General features: G+C 32.1%; 14 protein-coding genes. 10 read left to right on the top strand and 4 right to left on the bottom strand.

The features are described from left to right. Positions 1–291 precede the first annotated feature (291 nt). Positions 292–1,917 (bottom strand): 7TM diverse intracellular signaling domain-containing protein, encoded by a 1,626-nt coding sequence (locus Q0975_RS06875; RefSeq protein ID WP_299434701.1) that lies wholly within the window; start codon positions 1,915–1,917, stop codon positions 292–294. A 256-nt stretch (positions 1,918–2,173) separates the two neighbouring features. Further along, positions 2,174–3,877, bottom strand: a complete 1,704-nt coding sequence (locus Q0975_RS06880) for a 7TM-DISM domain-containing protein (RefSeq protein ID WP_299434702.1) — start codon at positions 3,875–3,877, stop codon at positions 2,174–2,176. A gap of 665 nt (positions 3,878–4,542) precedes the next feature. Between Q0975_RS06880 and Q0975_RS06885 the strand changes: the two genes are divergently transcribed. From Q0975_RS06885 to Q0975_RS06915, 7 genes are all read left to right on the top strand, one after another. Continuing rightward, entirely contained in the window at positions 4,543–4,950 is a 408-nt protein-coding gene (locus Q0975_RS06885) for a response regulator (RefSeq protein WP_299434703.1), read from the top strand. Positions 4,951–4,968: 18 nt separating this feature from the next. Further along, positions 4,969–5,508: a heme NO-binding domain-containing protein gene (locus tag Q0975_RS06890; RefSeq protein WP_299434705.1), complete on the top strand. Its 540-nt coding sequence runs from the start codon at positions 4,969–4,971 to the stop codon at positions 5,506–5,508. Then, on the top strand, positions 5,508–7,103 hold the full coding sequence (locus Q0975_RS06895; protein ID WP_299434707.1) for a PAS domain S-box protein: 1,596 nt from the start codon (positions 5,508–5,510) through the stop codon (positions 7,101–7,103). Before Q0975_RS06890 ends, Q0975_RS06895 begins: the two co-directional genes overlap by 1 nt. After that, positions 7,100–7,420, top strand: coding sequence for an Hpt domain-containing protein (locus Q0975_RS06900; RefSeq protein ID WP_299434709.1), 321 nt, complete (start codon positions 7,100–7,102; stop codon positions 7,418–7,420). The genes Q0975_RS06895 and Q0975_RS06900 overlap by 4 nt, the downstream gene beginning before the upstream one ends. Before the next feature lie 14 nt (positions 7,421–7,434). Beyond that, the gene (locus Q0975_RS06905) at positions 7,435–8,163 is read left to right on the top strand and encodes a LytTR family DNA-binding domain-containing protein (protein ID WP_299434711.1); all 729 of its coding nucleotides are present in this window, start codon (positions 7,435–7,437) and stop codon (positions 8,161–8,163) included. Between the two features lie 334 nt (positions 8,164–8,497). Next, positions 8,498–9,112, top strand: coding sequence for a hypothetical protein (locus tag Q0975_RS06910; RefSeq protein WP_299434713.1), 615 nt, complete (start codon positions 8,498–8,500; stop codon positions 9,110–9,112). Positions 9,113–9,383: 271 nt separating this feature from the next. Next, positions 9,384–13,340: a DUF4114 domain-containing protein gene (locus Q0975_RS06915; RefSeq protein ID WP_299434715.1), complete on the top strand. Its 3,957-nt coding sequence runs from the start codon at positions 9,384–9,386 to the stop codon at positions 13,338–13,340. Between the two features lie 55 nt (positions 13,341–13,395). Here Q0975_RS06915 and Q0975_RS06920 read toward each other — a convergent pair whose 3' ends face one another. Next, positions 13,396–14,061, bottom strand: coding sequence for a GyrI-like domain-containing protein (locus Q0975_RS06920; RefSeq protein WP_299434717.1), 666 nt, complete (start codon positions 14,059–14,061; stop codon positions 13,396–13,398). Positions 14,062–14,182: 121 nt separating this feature from the next. After that, the gene (locus tag Q0975_RS06925; RefSeq protein ID WP_299434719.1) at positions 14,183–16,270 is read right to left on the bottom strand and encodes a tetratricopeptide repeat protein; all 2,088 of its coding nucleotides are present in this window, start codon (positions 16,268–16,270) and stop codon (positions 14,183–14,185) included. Positions 16,271–16,455: 185 nt separating this feature from the next. Between Q0975_RS06925 and Q0975_RS06930 the strand changes: the two genes are divergently transcribed. The 3 genes from Q0975_RS06930 to Q0975_RS06940 all read left to right on the top strand — a co-directional run bounded on the left by Q0975_RS06930 (position 16,456) and on the right by Q0975_RS06940 (position 19,706). Continuing rightward, on the top strand, positions 16,456–16,752 hold the full coding sequence (locus tag Q0975_RS06930; RefSeq protein WP_299434721.1) for an STAS domain-containing protein: 297 nt from the start codon (positions 16,456–16,458) through the stop codon (positions 16,750–16,752). 316 nt (positions 16,753–17,068) lie between these two features. Further along, on the top strand, positions 17,069–18,316 hold the full coding sequence (locus tag Q0975_RS06935) for an oligosaccharide flippase family protein (protein WP_299434723.1): 1,248 nt from the start codon (positions 17,069–17,071) through the stop codon (positions 18,314–18,316). 160 nt (positions 18,317–18,476) lie between these two features. Further along, positions 18,477–19,706 (top strand): glycosyltransferase, encoded by a 1,230-nt coding sequence (locus Q0975_RS06940; protein ID WP_299434725.1) that lies wholly within the window; start codon positions 18,477–18,479, stop codon positions 19,704–19,706. Positions 19,707–19,738: the final 32 nt, after the last annotated feature.

Consider the following 19,738-nt stretch of genomic DNA (forward strand, 5'->3'; position numbering starts at 1 on the left):
CAGTATTCAGTTTATGAGTTCGCACCATCCTCACCTGAAAATGAAGTTAGGGAGAAACTCAGACTGCGAAATAATAGAATTTGTTTAAAACCCCAAAGAATAGACTGCGGACAAACAGGCGGACAGTACCGTTAAACTATTGATTTTGATGAAGAAATGGTATTTGTACGTTAATTTTTAAAGAAAAGCATGAGTTCAAGGCTTGGGATAAAAATTTTATCTTGGATCTCGAATGGATGGATTTTTGGATAAGGAAATTAAAATGTACAATGGATTGTATCTAACAATAGACTATATACTTTTCAAATAATTTTCTAAGTCTTCATCGATTTCCAGTTCCAGTTTTTTTCGAATGCGATAGCGAGACTTTCTGATGGCTTCAACCGTAGTACTTCGTAAACGAGAAATTTCGTTTCTATTGAGTCCCATATAGATATAAGAACATATTTCTAAATCGGTTTCAGTTAAATTTGGTGCTTTGACCTTTAAACGTTGCAGATACTCATAATTCAGAATTTCGATATCATTCTTGATGGTGTTAAGCTGATTGTCCTCTAATAATTCGGACTTTAGCTTATTGAGGATGGTATTTATGGATACCGCATTATCCTCTTGCTTTATTTTTATTAAGTTGTCTGCTAATTCTCTTTTGGATTTTAAATGGTAATACGACTCGTGCAGTAGTTTAGAAATTTTGGTTTCATTGTGTTGTATTTGTTGATTCATTTGTGCTACCTCCAAAGTCATCGTACGAAGCATTTCTTCTTTTTGCCTGGCAATTTTATGATTCAAATACATCTGAAAAACCACATAGGCCAAGAACCCCATATTAACGACAAAGGCAGTTTGTATCACCAGCATTGCATTTAAAATATCATTGGTAAATGTTACCGAAATAATTATAAGATTGAGCAGTACCCATTTTGCAAAAGGTTTTTTACCTTTAATTGCTTTGATCGTCAACCAGAAAGAAGACAAAACAGTCAATAAGCCAAAAACCTGAAAAAACGGGGCACTATAGGTTCCATAAAAAACAGGTGTTACTATTACGAAAACCACCCCCAAAACCGGGATAAGCGTAAAAACAAGTATTACTTTTCGGGAAAAATAACCTGGAAATAAGTAATGATGATATAAGAAGAAAAATCCTAGGCCTGAATAATAACAGAAATATCGTAATCGCTGCGTAATTTCGAAAGAGATTTCGGGGAACATATTATGCATAAATGCCTCACCTACAAATAGCTGTCTTCCACATCCGAATATACAGAAAAGTCCAAAATACAAAAAGTATTTTTCCTTATGAACACTTGTGTATGTAAATATCTGGTAGATCCCGAAAATTATGATCAGAAAAGTAACTAAACTCTCGAATACAAATTTTCTTTGTTTAATTATATAAAAGCTCTCTTTCTCATTAATTGAATTTTGAAGTGGAAAACCTCCTCCTAAACGAGAATTGGAACTTGAAATTAACAGCATTACATCCAAAAATTCCTCTTTTGGCAGGTCTACTACAAGAGCCGGTATACCATCTACAGAATTCGCAAGATTTTTAGATAGATTCCCGTGTGCTACCTGCTTTTTCCCGTTAATCCATACTTCACAAGCTCCTAAAACTCTCGAAAAATTAAGCACAGCTTCATTTTGAAGGTCTTCTTGTTTAATAAAAAACCGGTAGGTTCCAAAACCTTTTGGTGGATATCCTATCCGTGTCCAAACAGTAGATATCGAACTGATAGTATCAGGTTTAACAAGCTTCGTTTGATCAAAAGTGCCTTCTTCATTTACCGGCCATTGATTCCAATAAAAAAGTAGTTTTATATCTAGAATAAGCTTTGTTGTTTTTTGAACATTCCAGGAAGCAAGAGTAACATATTCATCATCAGATTTGACAACATCTTGTCTTTTTGACAAACAACTTCTAAGCAAAAAGAGAGTAATACCTATTAAAATTATTTTAAAAAAAAGGGAACTTCGTTCTTTCAAATTCATTGCTTACAAAAAACTGATGTATTACAAAAATACTCAAAAAAGAAGGATATCTGTTGAAAATTCAAGCCTCTAATGTCTTCAATTGAATCTAAAACTAAGCTTATTTTAAACACGAAATACAATATCAATTCATAGGAGACCACTAGGGTTTACCGTTTGAAATCCTCGTGAAAAAAGATTAAATGTTTTTTAAATAATTTTCTAAGTCCTCATCAACCTCCAACTCTAATTTTTTTCGAACCCGATACCTAGACTTTCTTACTGCCTCTATGGTTGTATTGCGCAATCTGGAAATTTCGTTTCTACCAAGTCCCATATGGATATAAGAGCAAATTTCTAAATCGGTATCTGTTAGATTTGGCGCATTGGCTTTTAACCTTTTCAAATACTCATAATTAAGAATTTCTATGTCATTTTTGATGGTATTGAGCTGATTGTCTTCAAGTAATTCTGATTTTAGATTTTTAAGAATGTTTGTTAACGATACCGTATCATCTTCCTGCTTGATTTTTGTTAAGTTATCCGCTATTTCTCTTTTTGACTTTAGGTGATAATATGATTCATGTAGCAACTTAGAAATCTTTGCTTTATTCGTTTGTATTTGTTCATTCATTTGCGCTACTTCCAGAGTCATCGTACGAAGCATTTCTTCCTTTCGTTTCGCAATTTTATGATTTAAATATACCTGAAAAACCACATAAGTAAGTAATCCCATATTAACAACAAAATCAGTTTTTCTAAGCATCATCGCATTCAAGATATCATTGGTAAATGTTACTGAGATGATTATGAGATTGAGTAATATCCATTTTGCAAATGGCTTTTCATCTTTAATGGCTTTTACCATCAACCAGTATCCGGCTACAAGATTTATAAAACCAAATAATTGAAAAACCGGCGCACTGTACGTACCATAAAAAACAGGTGCTATTGCAACATATAATGTTCCTAAAACCGGAAATAGCGTAAAAAAAAGAACAACTCTTCGAGAAAAATAGCCGGGATATAAGTAATGATGGTACAAAAATATAAGTCCAAGTCCTGCATAAAAACAGATGTATCGCAACCGTTGAACAATTTCAAAAGAAATTTCGGGAAACATTTTATGAATAACTGTCTCACTAACAAACAATTGCCTGGATGCCCCAATAATACAAAAGAGTCCAAAATACAAGAAATACTTTTCTTTATGAACGCTGGTATATATAAATATTTGGTACATACCGAAAATTATAATCAGCAAAGTGACCAGACTCTCAAATGCAAATTTTCTCTGTTTAAATAGGGAAAAGCTTGCTTTTTCGTCTATAGAGTTTTGAAGTGGAAAACCTCCACCCAAACGAGAATTCGAACTTGAAACCAGCAACATCACGTCCAAAAACTCTTCTTTGGGAAGCTCTACGATAAGAGCAGGGATACCATCTACAGAATCAGCAAGATTTTTAGATAGATTTCCGTGTGTTGTTTGCTTTTCCCCGTTAATCCATACTTCACAAGCTCCTAAAACTCTGGATAAATTAAGCACCGCTTCATTTTGAACGTCTTCTTGTTTTATAAAAAAACGATAGGTTCCGAAACCTTTTGGAGGATATCCTTTACGTGTCCAAACGGATGAAGTTGAATTAACAGTATCAGGACGTGTCAGTATGTTTTTATCAAAAACACCTTGCTCATTTTTAGGCCATTGTTTCCAATAGAAAAGTAATTTGGAATCTATAATGAGCTTTGTAGTTTTTTGGGTATTCCAGGAGGGAATATCTATATATTCATTGTCTGATGTAACTACCCCTTGCTTTTTTGATATACAACCTCCCAATAAAAGAAAGGTGATACCAATTAAGGACATTTTAGAAAACAGAAACCTTCGTTCTTTCAAATTCATTGCTTAAAAACAACTTGTTTATTGCAAAAATACTTAAAAAAGTAAGCTTAAATCATAATCCAACTCGTAAACAATCATTGAAAACTGTGTTATTTATTCTAAAAATTCTATTGCTCTATCTTAATAGTTTATGTTAAATGGTCAAATACACTAAACATTTCTCAAACATTAAGATGCTACCCCACGCAGAGTCGCTATTTGTTGATTTCTACTTATTTCATAAGTTTTCAAAATATTATGTGAAATAGAATTTTCAATAACCAATTGAAAATCCCTTGATTAACCCGAAATCCTGCATTAAAAAGTTCGATTCTATTCCTGGAGGCACCACCTTAAAAGCCCGAACAATTTGTTCGGTTTTTTTATTTTTAAGATAACATAGAAATCAATTACTTATTCACAAACACTCACCTAGTAATTACTTAATTAACGATATAAAGAATACTCTTAGAAAATATATTCTTTATCAAAATAACAATTTGTATAAATACTTTTGGAGGCATTTAATAACAACAACTATACATCTTCTACTCATCTACACTAAACTACCATTCGTCTATATTAAAAGCATCTTTCAACGAAAGATAATGCTAAATTGAATCATAAAAGAACATATTTAGCAACGATTATCAACATATTCAAGCTTAAATTAAAACACAAAAATTATGACTCTGACCCTCTTATTAATCGAAGATGATGAAATTGAAAGATTAAAATTCGAAAGAGTATTGCAAAAAAACAATTATAATCATACCTTGATACAGGCTGAAAATGGAGAAACTGCATTAGAAATTTTAGAGAATAACACCGAACTCCCTGATCTAATTTTTTTAGATCTTAACATGCCAAAAATGAATGGTTTGGAGTTCTTAAATATTTTAAAATCAAACCCCGTTCTAAGACATATCCCCATAGTTATACTTAGTACTTCAAATAATCATAATGATCTTAAAAAGAGTTATGAAATCGGAATTGCCGGTTATATAGTAAAGCCATTAAAGTATGAAGATTACGCCCACAAAATAAAATGTTTGATTGAATACTGGAGCGTGAATGAACTTATAAAAAGATAATTTAAACCTACTTATCACATGAAAGGTATTGTATTTACAGAATTTTTAGAATTGGTCGAAGATAAATTTGGTCTAGCAACAGTAGATAAAATCATAGAACAATCTAAATTAGCCTCTGGAGGTATTTATACTTCTGTGGGAACCTATGATTTTTCAGAAATGTTGAGTCTACTAACTCACTTAAGTGAACATACCAATATTAGCATTGACGATCTACTGCTCACCTACGCAGAGCATTTTTTTGGAGTACTCGCAGCTAGTTACCCAGGATTAATCGACAAATATGAAGATCCAATAGAACTGCTTTCCTCTATTGAAAATCACATCCATATAGAAGTACAAAAAATATACCCCGATGCGGAACTTCCGACTTTTGAAGTTTTAGAAAAAACTCCAACAACCTTAATTATGATCTACAAATCCAGTCGAGCAATGTACAACTTTGGCTTAGGATTAATGAATAAGACATTTGATCATTACAACAGTACTGCTACTATTCTTTTAGAAAAAATAAAAGATGATGGCACCGAAGTTAAATTTAGTATAACCAAACATTAATGAGTAGTGAGTTAGAAATATTACAACGCGCATTACAAAGAGAAAAAGCAGCAAGAAAGCAAGCAGAACAAATTCTTGAGGGAAAATCCAGAGAACTTTACCAACTTACTCAAGAGTTAAAGGGTGCTAATGCAAAACTTGAAGATGGGCTCACCGAAAAAACCTCAGAATTACAAGGGGTTTTCGGAAATCTCGTTGATGCCTATGTACTTATGGATATCTCTGGAAATGCCATTAAAATGAATCACTCGGCCAAAGAGTTATTTGGTTATGACATCAATCAAGAAAAATTAAATATTATAACATTGATCTATAAAGAGGACTATGAATATGCTATGAATTCTTTTCAAGAACTTATTGTCAAAGGATCATTCTCCAATTATCAAGCGAGAGTATACACCAAACATAAAGGAGTTAGAACCGTACATATTAATGCAAGTCTCATTTTAAATAAAGAAAATCAACCTATTGCAGCCCAAGGTATTGTAAGGGATATTACCGAAGAACTTAAACAAAAACAAATTTTTGAGGAACAGAAAAAACAATTATCCGCCATCGTCGAAAATTCTTCTTTAGGAATTGCACTTACCCAATTTGGAAAAATTCTACAAACCAATAAAGCATTTCAAGACTTATTGGGATACACACAAGACGAACTTTTGCAGAGAGAGGTGAAAGACATATCTCTAAAAGAGGGATATGTAGAATCTGAAAATAATATGAAGAAAATGAATGATGGGGAGATTGACAATTTTTCGGTAAACAAAAGATATTTAAAACAAGATGGAACTGTGTTTTGGGCCAAGACTAATGTTGCGGCGGTAAGAAATGAAGATGGAAGTATTAAATATCAAGTCGCACTAATTGAAGATATCACAGAACAATTAGAATTTGAAAAACAAAGAAATCGATTGGTGAAAAATCTTGAAAAGAGTAATAAAGAGCTTAATGACTATGCACACATTGTTTCTCATGACTTAAAATCTCCTTTGCGTAGCATGAATGCCTTATTAACCTGGCTAAAAGAAGATTATGTAGACGTATTGGATGATAATGCGCACAACTCTCTAAACATGCTACTTAAGAAAGTTGATAAAATGGACCATTTGATTAGTGGTATTCTTAAATATTCTAGTATTGATAAAGTAGACCATCCTAAGCAAAGCATTACACTTCGAGATATTGTAACTGATATCATAGATGTCATACATATTCCCGATCATATAACCATAAAAATCATTACAGAATTACCTGTTATCGAGGGAGATAAATTTAGATTACAACAATTGTTTCAGAATCTAATCGGTAATGCTGTAAAATACAATGATAAAGAACAAGGTATTATTACAGTTTCTTGCGAACAAAAAGATGAGTTTTGGGAATTTGCGATCGCCGATAACGGTGCTGGGATTTCAAAAAAATACCATCATAAGATTTTTCAGATTTTCCAAACTTTGGATAATAAAAATGAATCCACTGGAATAGGATTATCAATAGTCAAAAAAATAGTGGATTTATATGATGGTAAAATTTGGCTAGTATCTAAAGAAGGGGTTGGAACCACTTTTTATTTCACCTTAAAAAGTAAGATATGACCGAAACACCAAACCTTATCTATATAAAAGAACTGGCAGCAGGATCTGATACTTTCGAGCAGAAACTAATTAATATTGTAAAGCGAGAATTTCCAGAAGAACAAAAAGAATTTCTTGCAAATTATAATTCAAAATCATTTACCAAAGCAGCAGAAAATGTGCATAAACTAAAACATAAAATAGGAATGTTCGGATTCGAAACTGGATATCAAGTTGCTATTGACTTTGAAGAAGAACTAAAGGAGAATAATCCCTCTTTATTTACAGAATTTATGTTAATTTTAGATGCTATAGAAAACTTTTTAAAGATAATATAAAACAATCTACATATATGAATTGTATTATTATAGATGATGAAGAAACTGCAAGAGTGATTATTCAACAACTTTGTTCGCAGGTTGAAGAACTTAGTGTTATCGAGGAATTTCCCAATGCAATCCAAGCTATTAAATTTTTGAATAAAGAAAAGGTTGATCTTATATTTTTGGATATCCATATGCCAGATTTTACAGGATTTGATTTTATACAAACATTAAAAAATCCTCCAAAGATTATTTTAACTACTTCTGATAAGAATTTTGCTTTAGAAGCATTTGAATACGAATGTATTGTAGATTATTTGGTAAAACCCATTACTTTACCACGTTTTCTTAAAGCTATCCAAAAAGCAGAAAGTACACCTGACATAAATCCAGCGTCTACAACTCAGGATCAATCTGAGAATGAAACCGCTGGGATTTCTTCTGGAGAAAACGATCTCTATATCAACATAGATCGCAGATTAATTAAGATCGATATGTCAACAATTCTCGTGATAGAAGCGAAAGGTGATTACATATTAATTAAAACAGAAAAACAAAACTATACAGTACATTCTACATTGAAAAAAATCGAAGAAAAACTACCTAACGATCTTTTTCTAAAAGTACATCGTTCTTATATTATCAATATCAAAAAGATTATTGACATTGAGGATAATAGTGTTCTTATCGAAAAAGATGTTATCCCGGTAAGTAGGTCAAATCGTTCAGAATTAATGAAGCGCTTAAATTTATTATAAACTTTTAAAGAAAAATATCCACAAAAGGGCATAAGAAAGCTTTTTGACCTAAAGAATTGAACTTGTAATTCCCCTATTAATTCTTCAATAAAAAAATCTACATTCATCGATTACTCAGACCCACTCAACTAAACAAACACCTTCTAGATCAAAAAAAAGATAAATATTCGTCGTATGTAAATTTCATTTCATCGACAAAAAAGCAATTTTTATCGAAAAAACAAAATTGATTTCCCGTTGTCTTGCGATTATTCTTTAGCTTATAAAAGAGAAAACAAAGAAGTGCACTTCTTAATTCTTTTTGAATTATTAATAACCCTAAAGTACCGAAACAATGAAATACCTTATCCCCATTTTTTTAGTACTCTTATTACCTTCATGTTCTGTAGAAGATGACTCTGCCCCATTATTCATTGAACCAATATATATGAATAATCCTACAGCAAAATTGCTAGTAGATATAATTTATGTTCTTCCTAATGAGAATTATGATAAATCAATGTACAATTTGAATGAATCTAAATACATAGACTTTTTAAATGGTTGTTTTTTTAACCGACATGATATTGGAATTATTATGGGAGAATCAAAAACACTAATAAACGCAGAACTATATAATCTTAAAGATAATCGAAATGATGAATCAGTAATTTTTAATACTGAGACTCTAAATTCTTATGCGATAGATCGTTTAAGTATTTATATTATCCCAAGATCCAACACCATTGCTATAGCCGGTATTGGATTAAGGCAAAGAGCTTTGATAACTGATGAGTTTTTATTTAGGTCTACGAGCCCTCATGAAATAGGGCATGCGCTTGGATTACCGCATTTAGAATTAGAAGGGAACATTATGTGCCAGATAAAGCCTTACCTGCGAAAAGATTTTAATAACTACCAAGCGGATAATATGATTGAAAGAATTACAAGTATTAATTTGGGCGATTAAATCATAAAAATACGATAATACTGTAACCATTTTCTAATAAACCTATTTAATTAAAATTCGTTTTTTGCCCCAGAACAGCAGGATACACTATAAAATATTCTGCTGTTTTTATTTAAACTTTTCTCTTCTATATCCGGCTTTAATTATTAAAACCCTTTATCTTTTAAAATAAACCATTCACCTTATCAAAAATCTCATTGGTCGAATAACTCCCTTTTTCATAATACATATACACTAGTTTTGAGTATCTGAAACCTAAAATTATTGTATTATGAAAAAAATTACTTTCCTATTAGCGCTTCTAATTACTTCCACAATAAATGCGCAACAACCTTTTGAATGTGACGAAGGTAATTTTTATCAGGTAATATCTGGAGCCATGAAAGCATATGATCCGGTTACAGGATCATACTCTGATGCATTACACACGTATTCTTCCTACAATGCGGGAGGATATAATGTTGTCGACAATTATCTATACGCTATTAAAAGTAGTGATAACCATTTACTTAGAATTGGTAAAGATATGGTAGTTGATCTGGGCGCAATAACACCAGATGGAACCTCAGCATTTGGCGGCGGATACGCTGCAGATGTAGATCCAGAAGGGAACCTTTGGGTTTTTCAAAATACCAATAAAAAAACATTTCATAAAATAACTAACTTAAGTGGATACAATGGTTCATCCTCTCCTGATTTTGAGGTTGTCGAAGCTGATGTAGCTTCTCCTAGTAATTGTGCGGATATCGCCTATGTAAATGGTGCATTTTACGGAGGTAGTAGAGGCAAACTATATAAATGGGATCTTTCATCAGGATCTCCAGTATTCACAAGCAAATCAGTAACCAATCTACCTAGTAGTACTTTTGGTGCTGCTTATGCAGATGCTAATAATCGTTTGTATTTATCCGATAATAATGGAGGATTATACCTTATTAATAATTATGAAAGCGCTACTCCAACAGCAACTTTACTTAATCTTACCGAAACAACTAATTCTAATGATGGTTTTAAATGTGCTAACGGCAAGTCACCTTTGGATAAAGATCAGGATGGTGTGTTAGATTCTATGGATGAAGATTGTGATGGCGACGGAATTTTAAACATCTTAGAATGTAATGGTATAGACCCTTATGGTGATGATGATGATGATGATTTGTTTAATTATCTAGATAACGATGTAAGCGGTAATGGCGATAATGTAGTACAGGATGCCTTTGATAGAGATGGAGATGGTATGCCAGATTTTTTAGACATTGACTCAGATAACGATGGAATTTATGATATCGTAGAAGCTGGACAAGGCGACAAAGACACCAATAATGATGGAATATGCAATGCATTAGACACAAACTACGCAGATAGCGATAATGATGGAATAGCAGATGCTTTTGACGCAGATCAAACAGGAAGTACATTTATTCCTTTAGACACCGATAATGATACAATTTATGATTGTTATGACATAGATTCTGATAATGATGGTATCGTAGATATTATCGAAGGACAATATAGTGAATCATATAAAGGATTATCGAATATAGATCAAGATCGAGATGGATTAGATGATGCCTTTGACTCCGATTTTAACGGAACTTTTAATGGATTGGTGGATACAGATAACGACTCATTATATGATCATTTAGATGTTGACTCTAACAATAATGGAATACTGGATACAACAGAAGCATATGATAGTGATGGCGATGGTATTGCAGAAACAATAGCTTCTGGCAATGATACAGATCAAGATGGATTAGATGATAATTTTGATTTAATGAAAACAAGTTTTGCTCCAGAAAATGGAGGACAAACCCCTGGTAGTTTTCCAATTCCAGAAATATGTGACAGATACAACTATTTAGGTGAATTTTCTTCGGATGGGACACCATTATATTTAGATGAAAAAGATATTGTAAGTCAAGAGACCATTACAATGATTAATGATGCGTTACCTGAAAGTTATCCGGTACCTGATTTTAATCCGCACTATATTTCTTCAGGGTATGATACAGATGTGGTACTAGAAGCATCAGCAGATATATGGATAACTTTTGTTGGTGAAGGCGCTGGATATAAAAACACTTTAGGATTCTATACCTATGACATCAATGATCCAAATCCCTCAATGCCAGTCCCTGAAGATATCACGATTATTTTTCCTAATGTATCAGCAGTAGGAAGCGGTGGCAGTCTTGAAATTGGAGACAAAGTAAACATAGGAAGTTTTCCTCCTGATACAGGAATCGGATGGGTATTATTAGCAAATGCATGGTCAGATGGTTGTGTGGGAACAGGAAACTGGCAATTATATTCTAACCCAGATTATAACCCAGAAAGTGATTCTGTATTGCGTCATCATAATGTTTTATTATCAGATCCAGATAATGAAAGAATCATTCTTGGGTTTGAAGATATAAGACGAGATTACGCTTCTTGTGATCAAGATTTTAACGATACTTTATTCTATATCACAGCAAGCCCTTATACTGCTATCAAAACAGATAATTATGTTGGTATCGATACCGCAACGGATGTTACCTCAGCAAATGATGGTGGGTTAGAAAGTAATGGAAATCTTGCTAGTCTTATCGCAAAGCGTAATTTTAATAGAACTAAAACAAATTCGATCTTTAACACTAAAAAATCACAACAACGTTTTGAGCCTAGGAAGAAATCTTATAAATCAGGAAACAACGATGACTTAAGTATTTATTTCCCAGAAACCGGATTATTAGGTAATGAAACCACCTATGTATCAAGTCCTGAAGATTTAATCGGAATAACAAATGCTGAAGCTGTTTTTTCTGTAGATTATTATCAAGCTGATAGCAGAGTAGCTGCAGGATTGGCCACAATAACCAAAGGTGGTATTTATGATCATTCTAAAACGATTTGTGATCGATTAAACGGTTCTAAGCTACTAGATGTAAGAACAGTAATGATCAAAGGTCATACAATGGTAAGCACTAAAATTGAGCGAGCATCAGGAGAAATAGAATATGCATTGACGTTCTCAATAAAAGAAGAAGCATCAGAAAATGAGATCTATAGCTTATGGAATATCGCTGACTACCCAGAAGGTGATTATAAAAACTTCCAGATTTGGGGTGGATCAGTATCTCAGGTAGCTAATATTGCGAATCACATTCTAGATGAATTTGTTGCTGAGAAACCATTACGAAGCCATGAAGTAACAGAGCGTGTTCCTACTGTTTTTGTAAAACAAGGACATTATTCTAATGGAAAATTAACATTACAAATGATTAATAAGAAAGGTGCTCATCAAATGGCTTTTACTAGCAACACTAGAAGTACCGAATTATCTGATGAGGAAAATAATATACAAACCGTAACATTATCTGGATCATATAATGAACAAGTTACGATAGATACAGGATACTTGTTTGACATTGGATTTTCTATTCAAGGAGAGCATACTACTAAACTAGATGCACTGTATTTGGCAGATGGTCCTTGGGGAATAGATTTTCAAGAGCAAGGTGCGATTATCGAAAACTTCGAAGTACTTGCACATACACCAATAGAAAATGAGAGTTCATATATAATTGAACGTAATGCAACTGTAAAAGGAGAAGTAAAAGAAACCTTTAATTTATTTAGAAACATATTAGCTGGTGAACTTACTTTGGATGTTGCTGAATATGATGCACTACAGTTTGAGATGAACTCCACAAAAGATGTAGAAGTGATTTTGGTTACTAAAGATCTTATAGATTGGAATAACAGGCTTAGATTCGAAATAAAAGCGAATACAGAAAATAAAATGTACACCATTGCTTTCTCTGATTTCACTAATGGAAATCAATCAGTAACTGATATTAAAGACGTAAGAAGCATTGTGTTTTCTACACAAGGAGATTATCAAAACTTTTCCCCTTTTAGTCTAAATATTCAAAACACATCATTTGTACAATCTAATATGTTAAGTACTGAAGATCAAAGTCCAGTGGCAGTTACTAAAATCACGAGTTATCCTAATCCATTTTCTACTACAACTTATATTAAAGTACCAGAAACAGTGCAAGGGAATATAATGATTACAGTGGTAGATATGTTAGGAAGAATTGTACGAAACGAAAAACTGCAAATGGTTAGTAACAATGAAGCCATTTTCGAATCCAAAAACTTAAAAACAGGAATCTATAAATACATAATAACAGATAACAATAATAAAAAATACATAAGTAGTTTTATGAAACAATAAAAGGTTAGTTTCGGATTTGGGTTGATAGCTAGAATAAAATTCTATTTTATTCTAGCTATCTTTTTGTATCAATACTACTCGTATTTGATTTAACTTTAAACCTTAATACTGTTTTAAGCTTTTCTGGTGCTACTTTTCTAAAATCAGATAAGTAGATTTCCCTATGTGTTCTAGATAATCGGGTAAGGTTTTCTTTTTTGGCATATGCTTCCATTAATCGGAAGCTTTCTGGTTCATTGTCATAGCTTCCAATATGCATTATTTGCACACATTCCCCGTCAGTAATTTTCTCAAATTTGATATTTCTTAATAGTTTGTGAGGCTTTTTTTCTTTTACTTGATTACGCATTTGTTCAAAGAAAGTTTCATTGATAAAGTTAGGTTGTCTAATCATTAATTTAAAAACCAAGTCATCTTTATCAAAAGTACCGTTATATGCTTTTTTAGCTTCCTTGTTAAGATCCCAAACCCCTTCTAGAGGATACACTGTATAATCAAAATATCCTTTAGGTTTAGTTTTCTCTTTTTTAAGATTCATTTTTATTGCGTAAGCCATAGCATACAAAACCCCTATATACTCAGCAAAAAAATCACTGTTTGGGTTGCCCTCGCCTTCTATAGTAACAAACTTATATTCTGGTATTTGTATTTTCTCAGGGTTAGTTTTTGGTAGATACATTCGTTTTTCACTTTTCCTCCATTCGTGTTTTACACTACTCATTTTATATTACTTTTTAAGATGTAATACAAAGTTAAAAACAAGAGTGACAACCCTATGTCAGTTGGAATAGATATTTAGTAAATGAATCAGCAGATTTTAAATAGTACTGTCGAAGGTACTATTATCTTTTATTTTGTTTCCCTTTTTGAAGTTTCATAATCTTCTTATTAAAAATAGGTTGTTTTAGAAAGTACCATTTTAATAAAAACCCAAATTCTGTAAATTCAAAACCTGTTGCAGTAGCAGAAGCAATATTACTATATTTACCATATAATGTGCCAATTAAACGGTCAGAGAAACTATATCCTAGCTTACCTTCTGCTCTATATGTTGTAGTTCCAGGATCATCTTCTATAAACTGATAACCAGCAGCTCCATTCAATCCATAAAACCATTTACCACTATCTTTACTAATCATATCTGCAAAAACTTCTACCACATTAAATTTTTCAGGACTAAAATAAATAGTAGGAACTTGATTAGCAAAAGTCATGTGTTGATAATTGACCCCTAGTTTTACAGCTGGCCTATTAAATATGTTATAGTATAATGAAGTGAATAATAAATTTCGACTATTATTATCAGTTTGTGATGTATATATATACTGCGTATACCAACCTAAGTTTATATTGGTACTAAGATTATAATTTAAAAAGTAGTTATTCATTACAATTTCGCGATCAATCAAATCAGCATTAAAATTTTGTAACTGGCGTTGATATCCAATATCAAGATTTTGTAATCTAAATGGTTTTGTAGTTAATCGTATCTCACCAGTCCATTGTGTATAATCATTTGTAAAAGCATTCGACTTACTGATACCTCCCTTTGTTATTAAAGACAAGTTACCATTAAATTTATAAGAAAATCGCAATGCTAATTCATTGGATGAAGCTTCATTTTTAAATACAGTATTTTTCGTTCTACGATGTACATATTCTAATTCTGATTTAAACTTGGTTGATAAAGGTAACTCAGAACGAAATGCTAGATTTACAGCTTCATTATTACCATTATCAAACGTAAAAGCCGTTTTTAATTCTACGAAAGGAGTATATGAAGACTTCAATGTTTTAATTAACTTTTCTGCATCTGGTTGCTTGGGATAATAGTCTAATGTTTTAAAAGCATATACAAAAGCCTTCTTGTCATCTCCTGTCGCCCGATATGCATTTGCAATCCCCAAGTTTCCATCAAAAGACCCTTCGCTTTTCGATAAAATATTAGTATAACTCTGTATACTTGATTTAAATTTACTAGTATACATACCCTCTGTAGCCGACAATGCCAATACTCTAGGTTCATCTGGGTATTCTAATTTTAATTGTTCTAGTTCTTTAATAGCACTAGAAAATTTTCGATTCCATAACAATGCCTGGATATATCGTTCTTGGGTAGACAAGTATAGATTCTTATCATCTTTATACTTTTCAACTTTTGACTTTGCCGTTGTAGCTAGATCAAGTGCTTTCTTTTCTTTTTTATTTTTATGTGCTACTAACGCCAAACCATTTAAGGACAATATACTATCTTTAGAATTGGTAGCTAAAGCCTTATATGTCTTTTCTGCAGATCCCATATCATTCGTAACCAGATATATGTTTGCTTTATTAAGCTGAGTATCTTTGTCACCAGGATAATCTAAAAGGTTTTTATCCAATAAAATAAGTGCTTCTACATATTGTTTATTTTGTGATAATTCATTAGCATATCCAAGACGAATGTATTTTCTAGAGGTTAATGCATTTGGATTCCCTGCTTTTAATTGTAATGCTTTATTTACTTGGGTTAATGCTTTTTTATAGCTCTTACGATTAGAAAGGGTATTGGCATATCCTAAAACTGCGGGGAAACTTGTTTTATCTTCCTCAACTAATTTTACATAAAAAGATTCTGCTTCAGAAAATTGATTGTTCCATAAAAGAGATTCTGCATAGTTTAGTTTGATTTCAAAATCTTTGGGGTATTCATTTATCAATGTAGCAAATATTGTCACTGCTTTTACTGAATCTCCTGACAATCCAACGGCTCTTCCATAACATAATCTTGCTGTACGGTTTTCGGGATAAGTTTTTAAAACGTTTTCAAAAAAACTTTTGGCTTCTATATATTTCCCAGTTTCTAAATAAGTAAAACCTTCTTGCATTTCTTGCGCAAAAGAGGAAAGTGCAAATAGCCAAAAAATAATAATAGGTAATACTCGTTGCATAACTTGTTTGGGTTTCTTTTCTACAAGGTAAGTATCTATTTCAGGATAGTTACGTCGTTCCTTATTTTTTCAACGTCACCATTTTCCCATTCATCTATACAAAACAGTAACTCAACGAAATTAAGAAAAATTCCCTACTTAAATTCTTCACATTTGTACTATTACAAACCCTAAAAAGAAACATTATGGCGCTGACAATTACGAACAATCAAGGAATTTTTGAAATTAACGGAAGTTTAATTAATAAAAACGCGTTATCGCTGGAACATCATTTCCATCAATTAATGAATCATAAAGAAAAAATAGTAATATCCTTAAGTAAAGTAAGCCATGTCGATACTTATGGTGTACGAGTGCTAACCAACTTATATAAAAACGCCATGAAAAGTAATAAGATCTTTTATATCATAGGAAAAGAGAACAAAAAGGTACAAAAAGCATTCGGAAAAGTGAATTATATCCTTAGAAACGATTTCGTATAAAATCACATAATCTTAAACCCTAGAATCATGGAGCTATAAATACAAAATAGACAAGGAACTTTTGGAGTAATTGGAAACTTTACTTCAGAGAATTCAGAAAAAGTCAAAGATCATTTCAATTATCTACTTGATCATTATGAAGAAATAATAATGTGCTTTCATCGGGTTAAAAAGATTGATCAAAGAGCATTAAATGTTCTTAGACACATATACAAAAAAGCTAGCAAAAGAAGTAAGATTCTTTTTATACTAGGTAAGAAAAATAAAACAGTAGCTAAGGCTTTCAATAAAAACGAATTGACCTATATCTTTAGAAATGACTATTAAAACCTACATACCAACATTAACAGCAGAGCAAAAGTTCATGTGTAGTGTGATTATTGTCAATGGCGGTAATTACCTTTATAATCTTTTATTAGGAAGGGTTTTAGGCCCTGAACTTTTTGCTGATGCTGCTTTATTAATCACCTTTCTATTAGTTTTATCCTTTGTGGCTATGACTTTTCAATTAGCAACAGCAAAATTCTCCGTGCTTTTTGAGAAAAGCATTCTGAATCGTTTTATAAATTTAAGCTATAGATATGCATCTCTAATCGGAATTATATTAGGAGTATTGGTAATCGTCTTTGCCAATGATTTACAAATTCTTTTTAACACAAAATCAGCTCAGATGTTTACTCTTTTTGGTATAGGCATACCTATTTACTTCATAATGAGTATAAATCGAGGGGTTTTTCAAGGAACAAAAAAGTTTAGTGAGCTTGCTATAACATATCAGAGCGAAATGATTAGCAGATTATTATTCACCTTACTATTGATCTACGTATTACCAATTCAGCCTATCATTTCTATAGCCATTGGAATTGTGCTATCATTTGTATTTAGTTTATTACCATTTAAAACAAAGGGTGTTTCGGTTTTTAAGAAGCAAACACTTCCTAAAAAATATACCAAACATATCATTAGATTCTTTATGCTTACCGCATTTTATGAATTGACACAAATCATAATTAATAACAGCGACATATTATTGGTTAAGCATTATTTTGAAGAATACGAAGCGGGACTATATGCATCATTAGCATTAATCGGTCGTGTTGTATATTTTGTAGCCTGGATGTTTGTAATGTTATTGTTACCTAAGGTAGTTCAAAAACAAAAAGACGGAGAAGCAACAGCTCCTGTTTTATTCAAGTATGTGGGATACATCACTATACTTTCGGCATGTATAGTTTTAGGATGTTATTTATTTCCAGAAACTGTAGTTAACCTAATGTTTGGTTCAGAGTATATCTCGATAGCACCCTTATTATGGAAATATGCCATTGCTACTTCTCTATTCGCAATTGCTAATATTTTTGCGTACTACTATTTATCGCTAGATAAATATATACCAGTTTTAATATCAGGGTTATTAGGAATCTCTCAACTAGCATTGATCATATGGTTTCATGATTCGTTACATCAAGTCGTTATGATGCAAATTATTTCTATGACCGTTTTGCTAATTATCCAGTTATTATATTTCTTTTATCAAACTAAACGTATCGAAGTCTTAATGTAGATAATTCGTTTCTATTATCCTTCATCGTTTGTAGGACGATAAAAAACAGTAATCCATAGAAAAAAACCACTCGTCGACAGTGATCTACGACTCACCGAAAATTCACTCACTTCTTCTTAATATTCAAGCATCTTTGTAGTGTCACCTAAAAGAAATTATTATGAAACTTGCTATTGTAACCGCTTATCCACCTAGTAAAGTAACCTTAAATGAATATGCGTATCATTTGGTAAAACATTTTAGACAGAATACAGAAATTTCAGAATTAATTTTGCTTACCGATATTGATGCTAAAGAAGCAGAAATCAACTTTGAGGAACAAGGATGCAAAGTAACTATAAAACCTTGCTGGAAATTCAATAGTTATTCGAATGTAATTTCTGTGATGAAAGCAGTAAGACAAATTTCACCCGATGCGATATTATTTAATTTACAATTCATGAAGTTTGGAGATAAGAAGGTTCCAGCTGCTTTAGGGTTATTATTACCGTGGTTTTGTAAAATAAAAAAGATTCCTACCATCGTTTTATTGCATAATATTATGGAACAGGTAGATCTACAAAGTGCCGGTTTTACCAAAAACAAAGTCTTGCAAAAAATTTATCAACTTATAGGAACATCTCTTACTAAGTTGATATTAAAAGCAGATACTGTAGCGGTAACTATAAGTAAGTATGTTACCATTCTTGAAGAAAAATATATCGCCAATAATGTTACTCTTATTCCTCACGGAACCTTTGAATTACCATCAAAACCAAGTTATGAAGTTAATGAAGGGCCTCTTAAAGTAATGACTTTTGGGAAGTTTGGAACTTACAAAAAAGTAGAAATACTGATAGAAGCAGTAGAAAAAATACGATCAAGAACTGATGCCAACATAGAAATCGTTATTGCCGGAACTGATAATCCTAATGTATCTGGATATCTTAAATCGATGGAAGAAAAATATGCAGCAGTACCTCAACTAACTTTTACAGGATATGTAGCTGAAGAGGATGTTCCAAAAATCTTTGGAGAAAGTGCTGTAGTGGTATTTCCATACACTTCTACTACAGGAAGTTCTGGAGTATTACATCAGGCAGGTAGTTATGGTAAAGCAGTGGTTATGCCTGATCTGGGAGATCTAAGTATTCTAGTAAAAGAAGAAGGATATAAAGGTGAATTTTTTAATCCACAAAGCATGGAGAGTTTGGCCGATGGTATTGAAAAAATAATCCTTGATTCTTCTTACAGCGCTGAATTAGGCCAAGCAAATTATAAAGCTGCAACTGCTTATCCTATGAGTAGAATTACTCAAATGTATATTGATGCTTTTAAAGAAATTAGTAAACCCAATATTGTAGATTTTCAAAAAGCCAACACAGTTTTTATAACGAAAAAATCATTTTAATCCCTCATCGAGGGTTCATTATCCCAACCCGT

This window comes from uncultured Aquimarina sp. (genome assembly GCF_947500065.1).
Taxonomy (GTDB): domain Bacteria; phylum Bacteroidota; class Bacteroidia; order Flavobacteriales; family Flavobacteriaceae; genus Aquimarina.

Coding starts and splice junctions, on each gene's coding strand:
- Q0975_RS06880 (WP_299434702.1), bottom strand. CDS start 3,877: ATGAATTTGAAAGAACGAAGGTTTCTGTTTTCTAAAATGTCCTTAATT.
- Q0975_RS06885 (WP_299434703.1), top strand. CDS start 4,543: ATGACTCTGACCCTCTTATTAATCGAAGATGATGAAATTGAAAGATTA.
- Q0975_RS06890 (WP_299434705.1), top strand. CDS start 4,969: ATGAAAGGTATTGTATTTACAGAATTTTTAGAATTGGTCGAAGATAAA.
- Q0975_RS06895 (WP_299434707.1), top strand. CDS start 5,508: ATGAGTAGTGAGTTAGAAATATTACAACGCGCATTACAAAGAGAAAAA.
- Q0975_RS06900 (WP_299434709.1), top strand. CDS start 7,100: ATGACCGAAACACCAAACCTTATCTATATAAAAGAACTGGCAGCAGGA.
- Q0975_RS06905 (WP_299434711.1), top strand. CDS start 7,435: ATGAATTGTATTATTATAGATGATGAAGAAACTGCAAGAGTGATTATT.
- Q0975_RS06910 (WP_299434713.1), top strand. CDS start 8,498: ATGAAATACCTTATCCCCATTTTTTTAGTACTCTTATTACCTTCATGT.
- Q0975_RS06915 (WP_299434715.1), top strand. CDS start 9,384: ATGAAAAAAATTACTTTCCTATTAGCGCTTCTAATTACTTCCACAATA.
- Q0975_RS06920 (WP_299434717.1), bottom strand. CDS start 14,061: ATGAGTAGTGTAAAACACGAATGGAGGAAAAGTGAAAAACGAATGTAT.
- Q0975_RS06925 (WP_299434719.1), bottom strand. CDS start 16,270: ATGCAACGAGTATTACCTATTATTATTTTTTGGCTATTTGCACTTTCC.
- Q0975_RS06930 (WP_299434721.1), top strand. CDS start 16,456: ATGGCGCTGACAATTACGAACAATCAAGGAATTTTTGAAATTAACGGA.
- Q0975_RS06935 (WP_299434723.1), top strand. CDS start 17,069: ATGACTATTAAAACCTACATACCAACATTAACAGCAGAGCAAAAGTTC.
- Q0975_RS06940 (WP_299434725.1), top strand. CDS start 18,477: ATGAAACTTGCTATTGTAACCGCTTATCCACCTAGTAAAGTAACCTTA.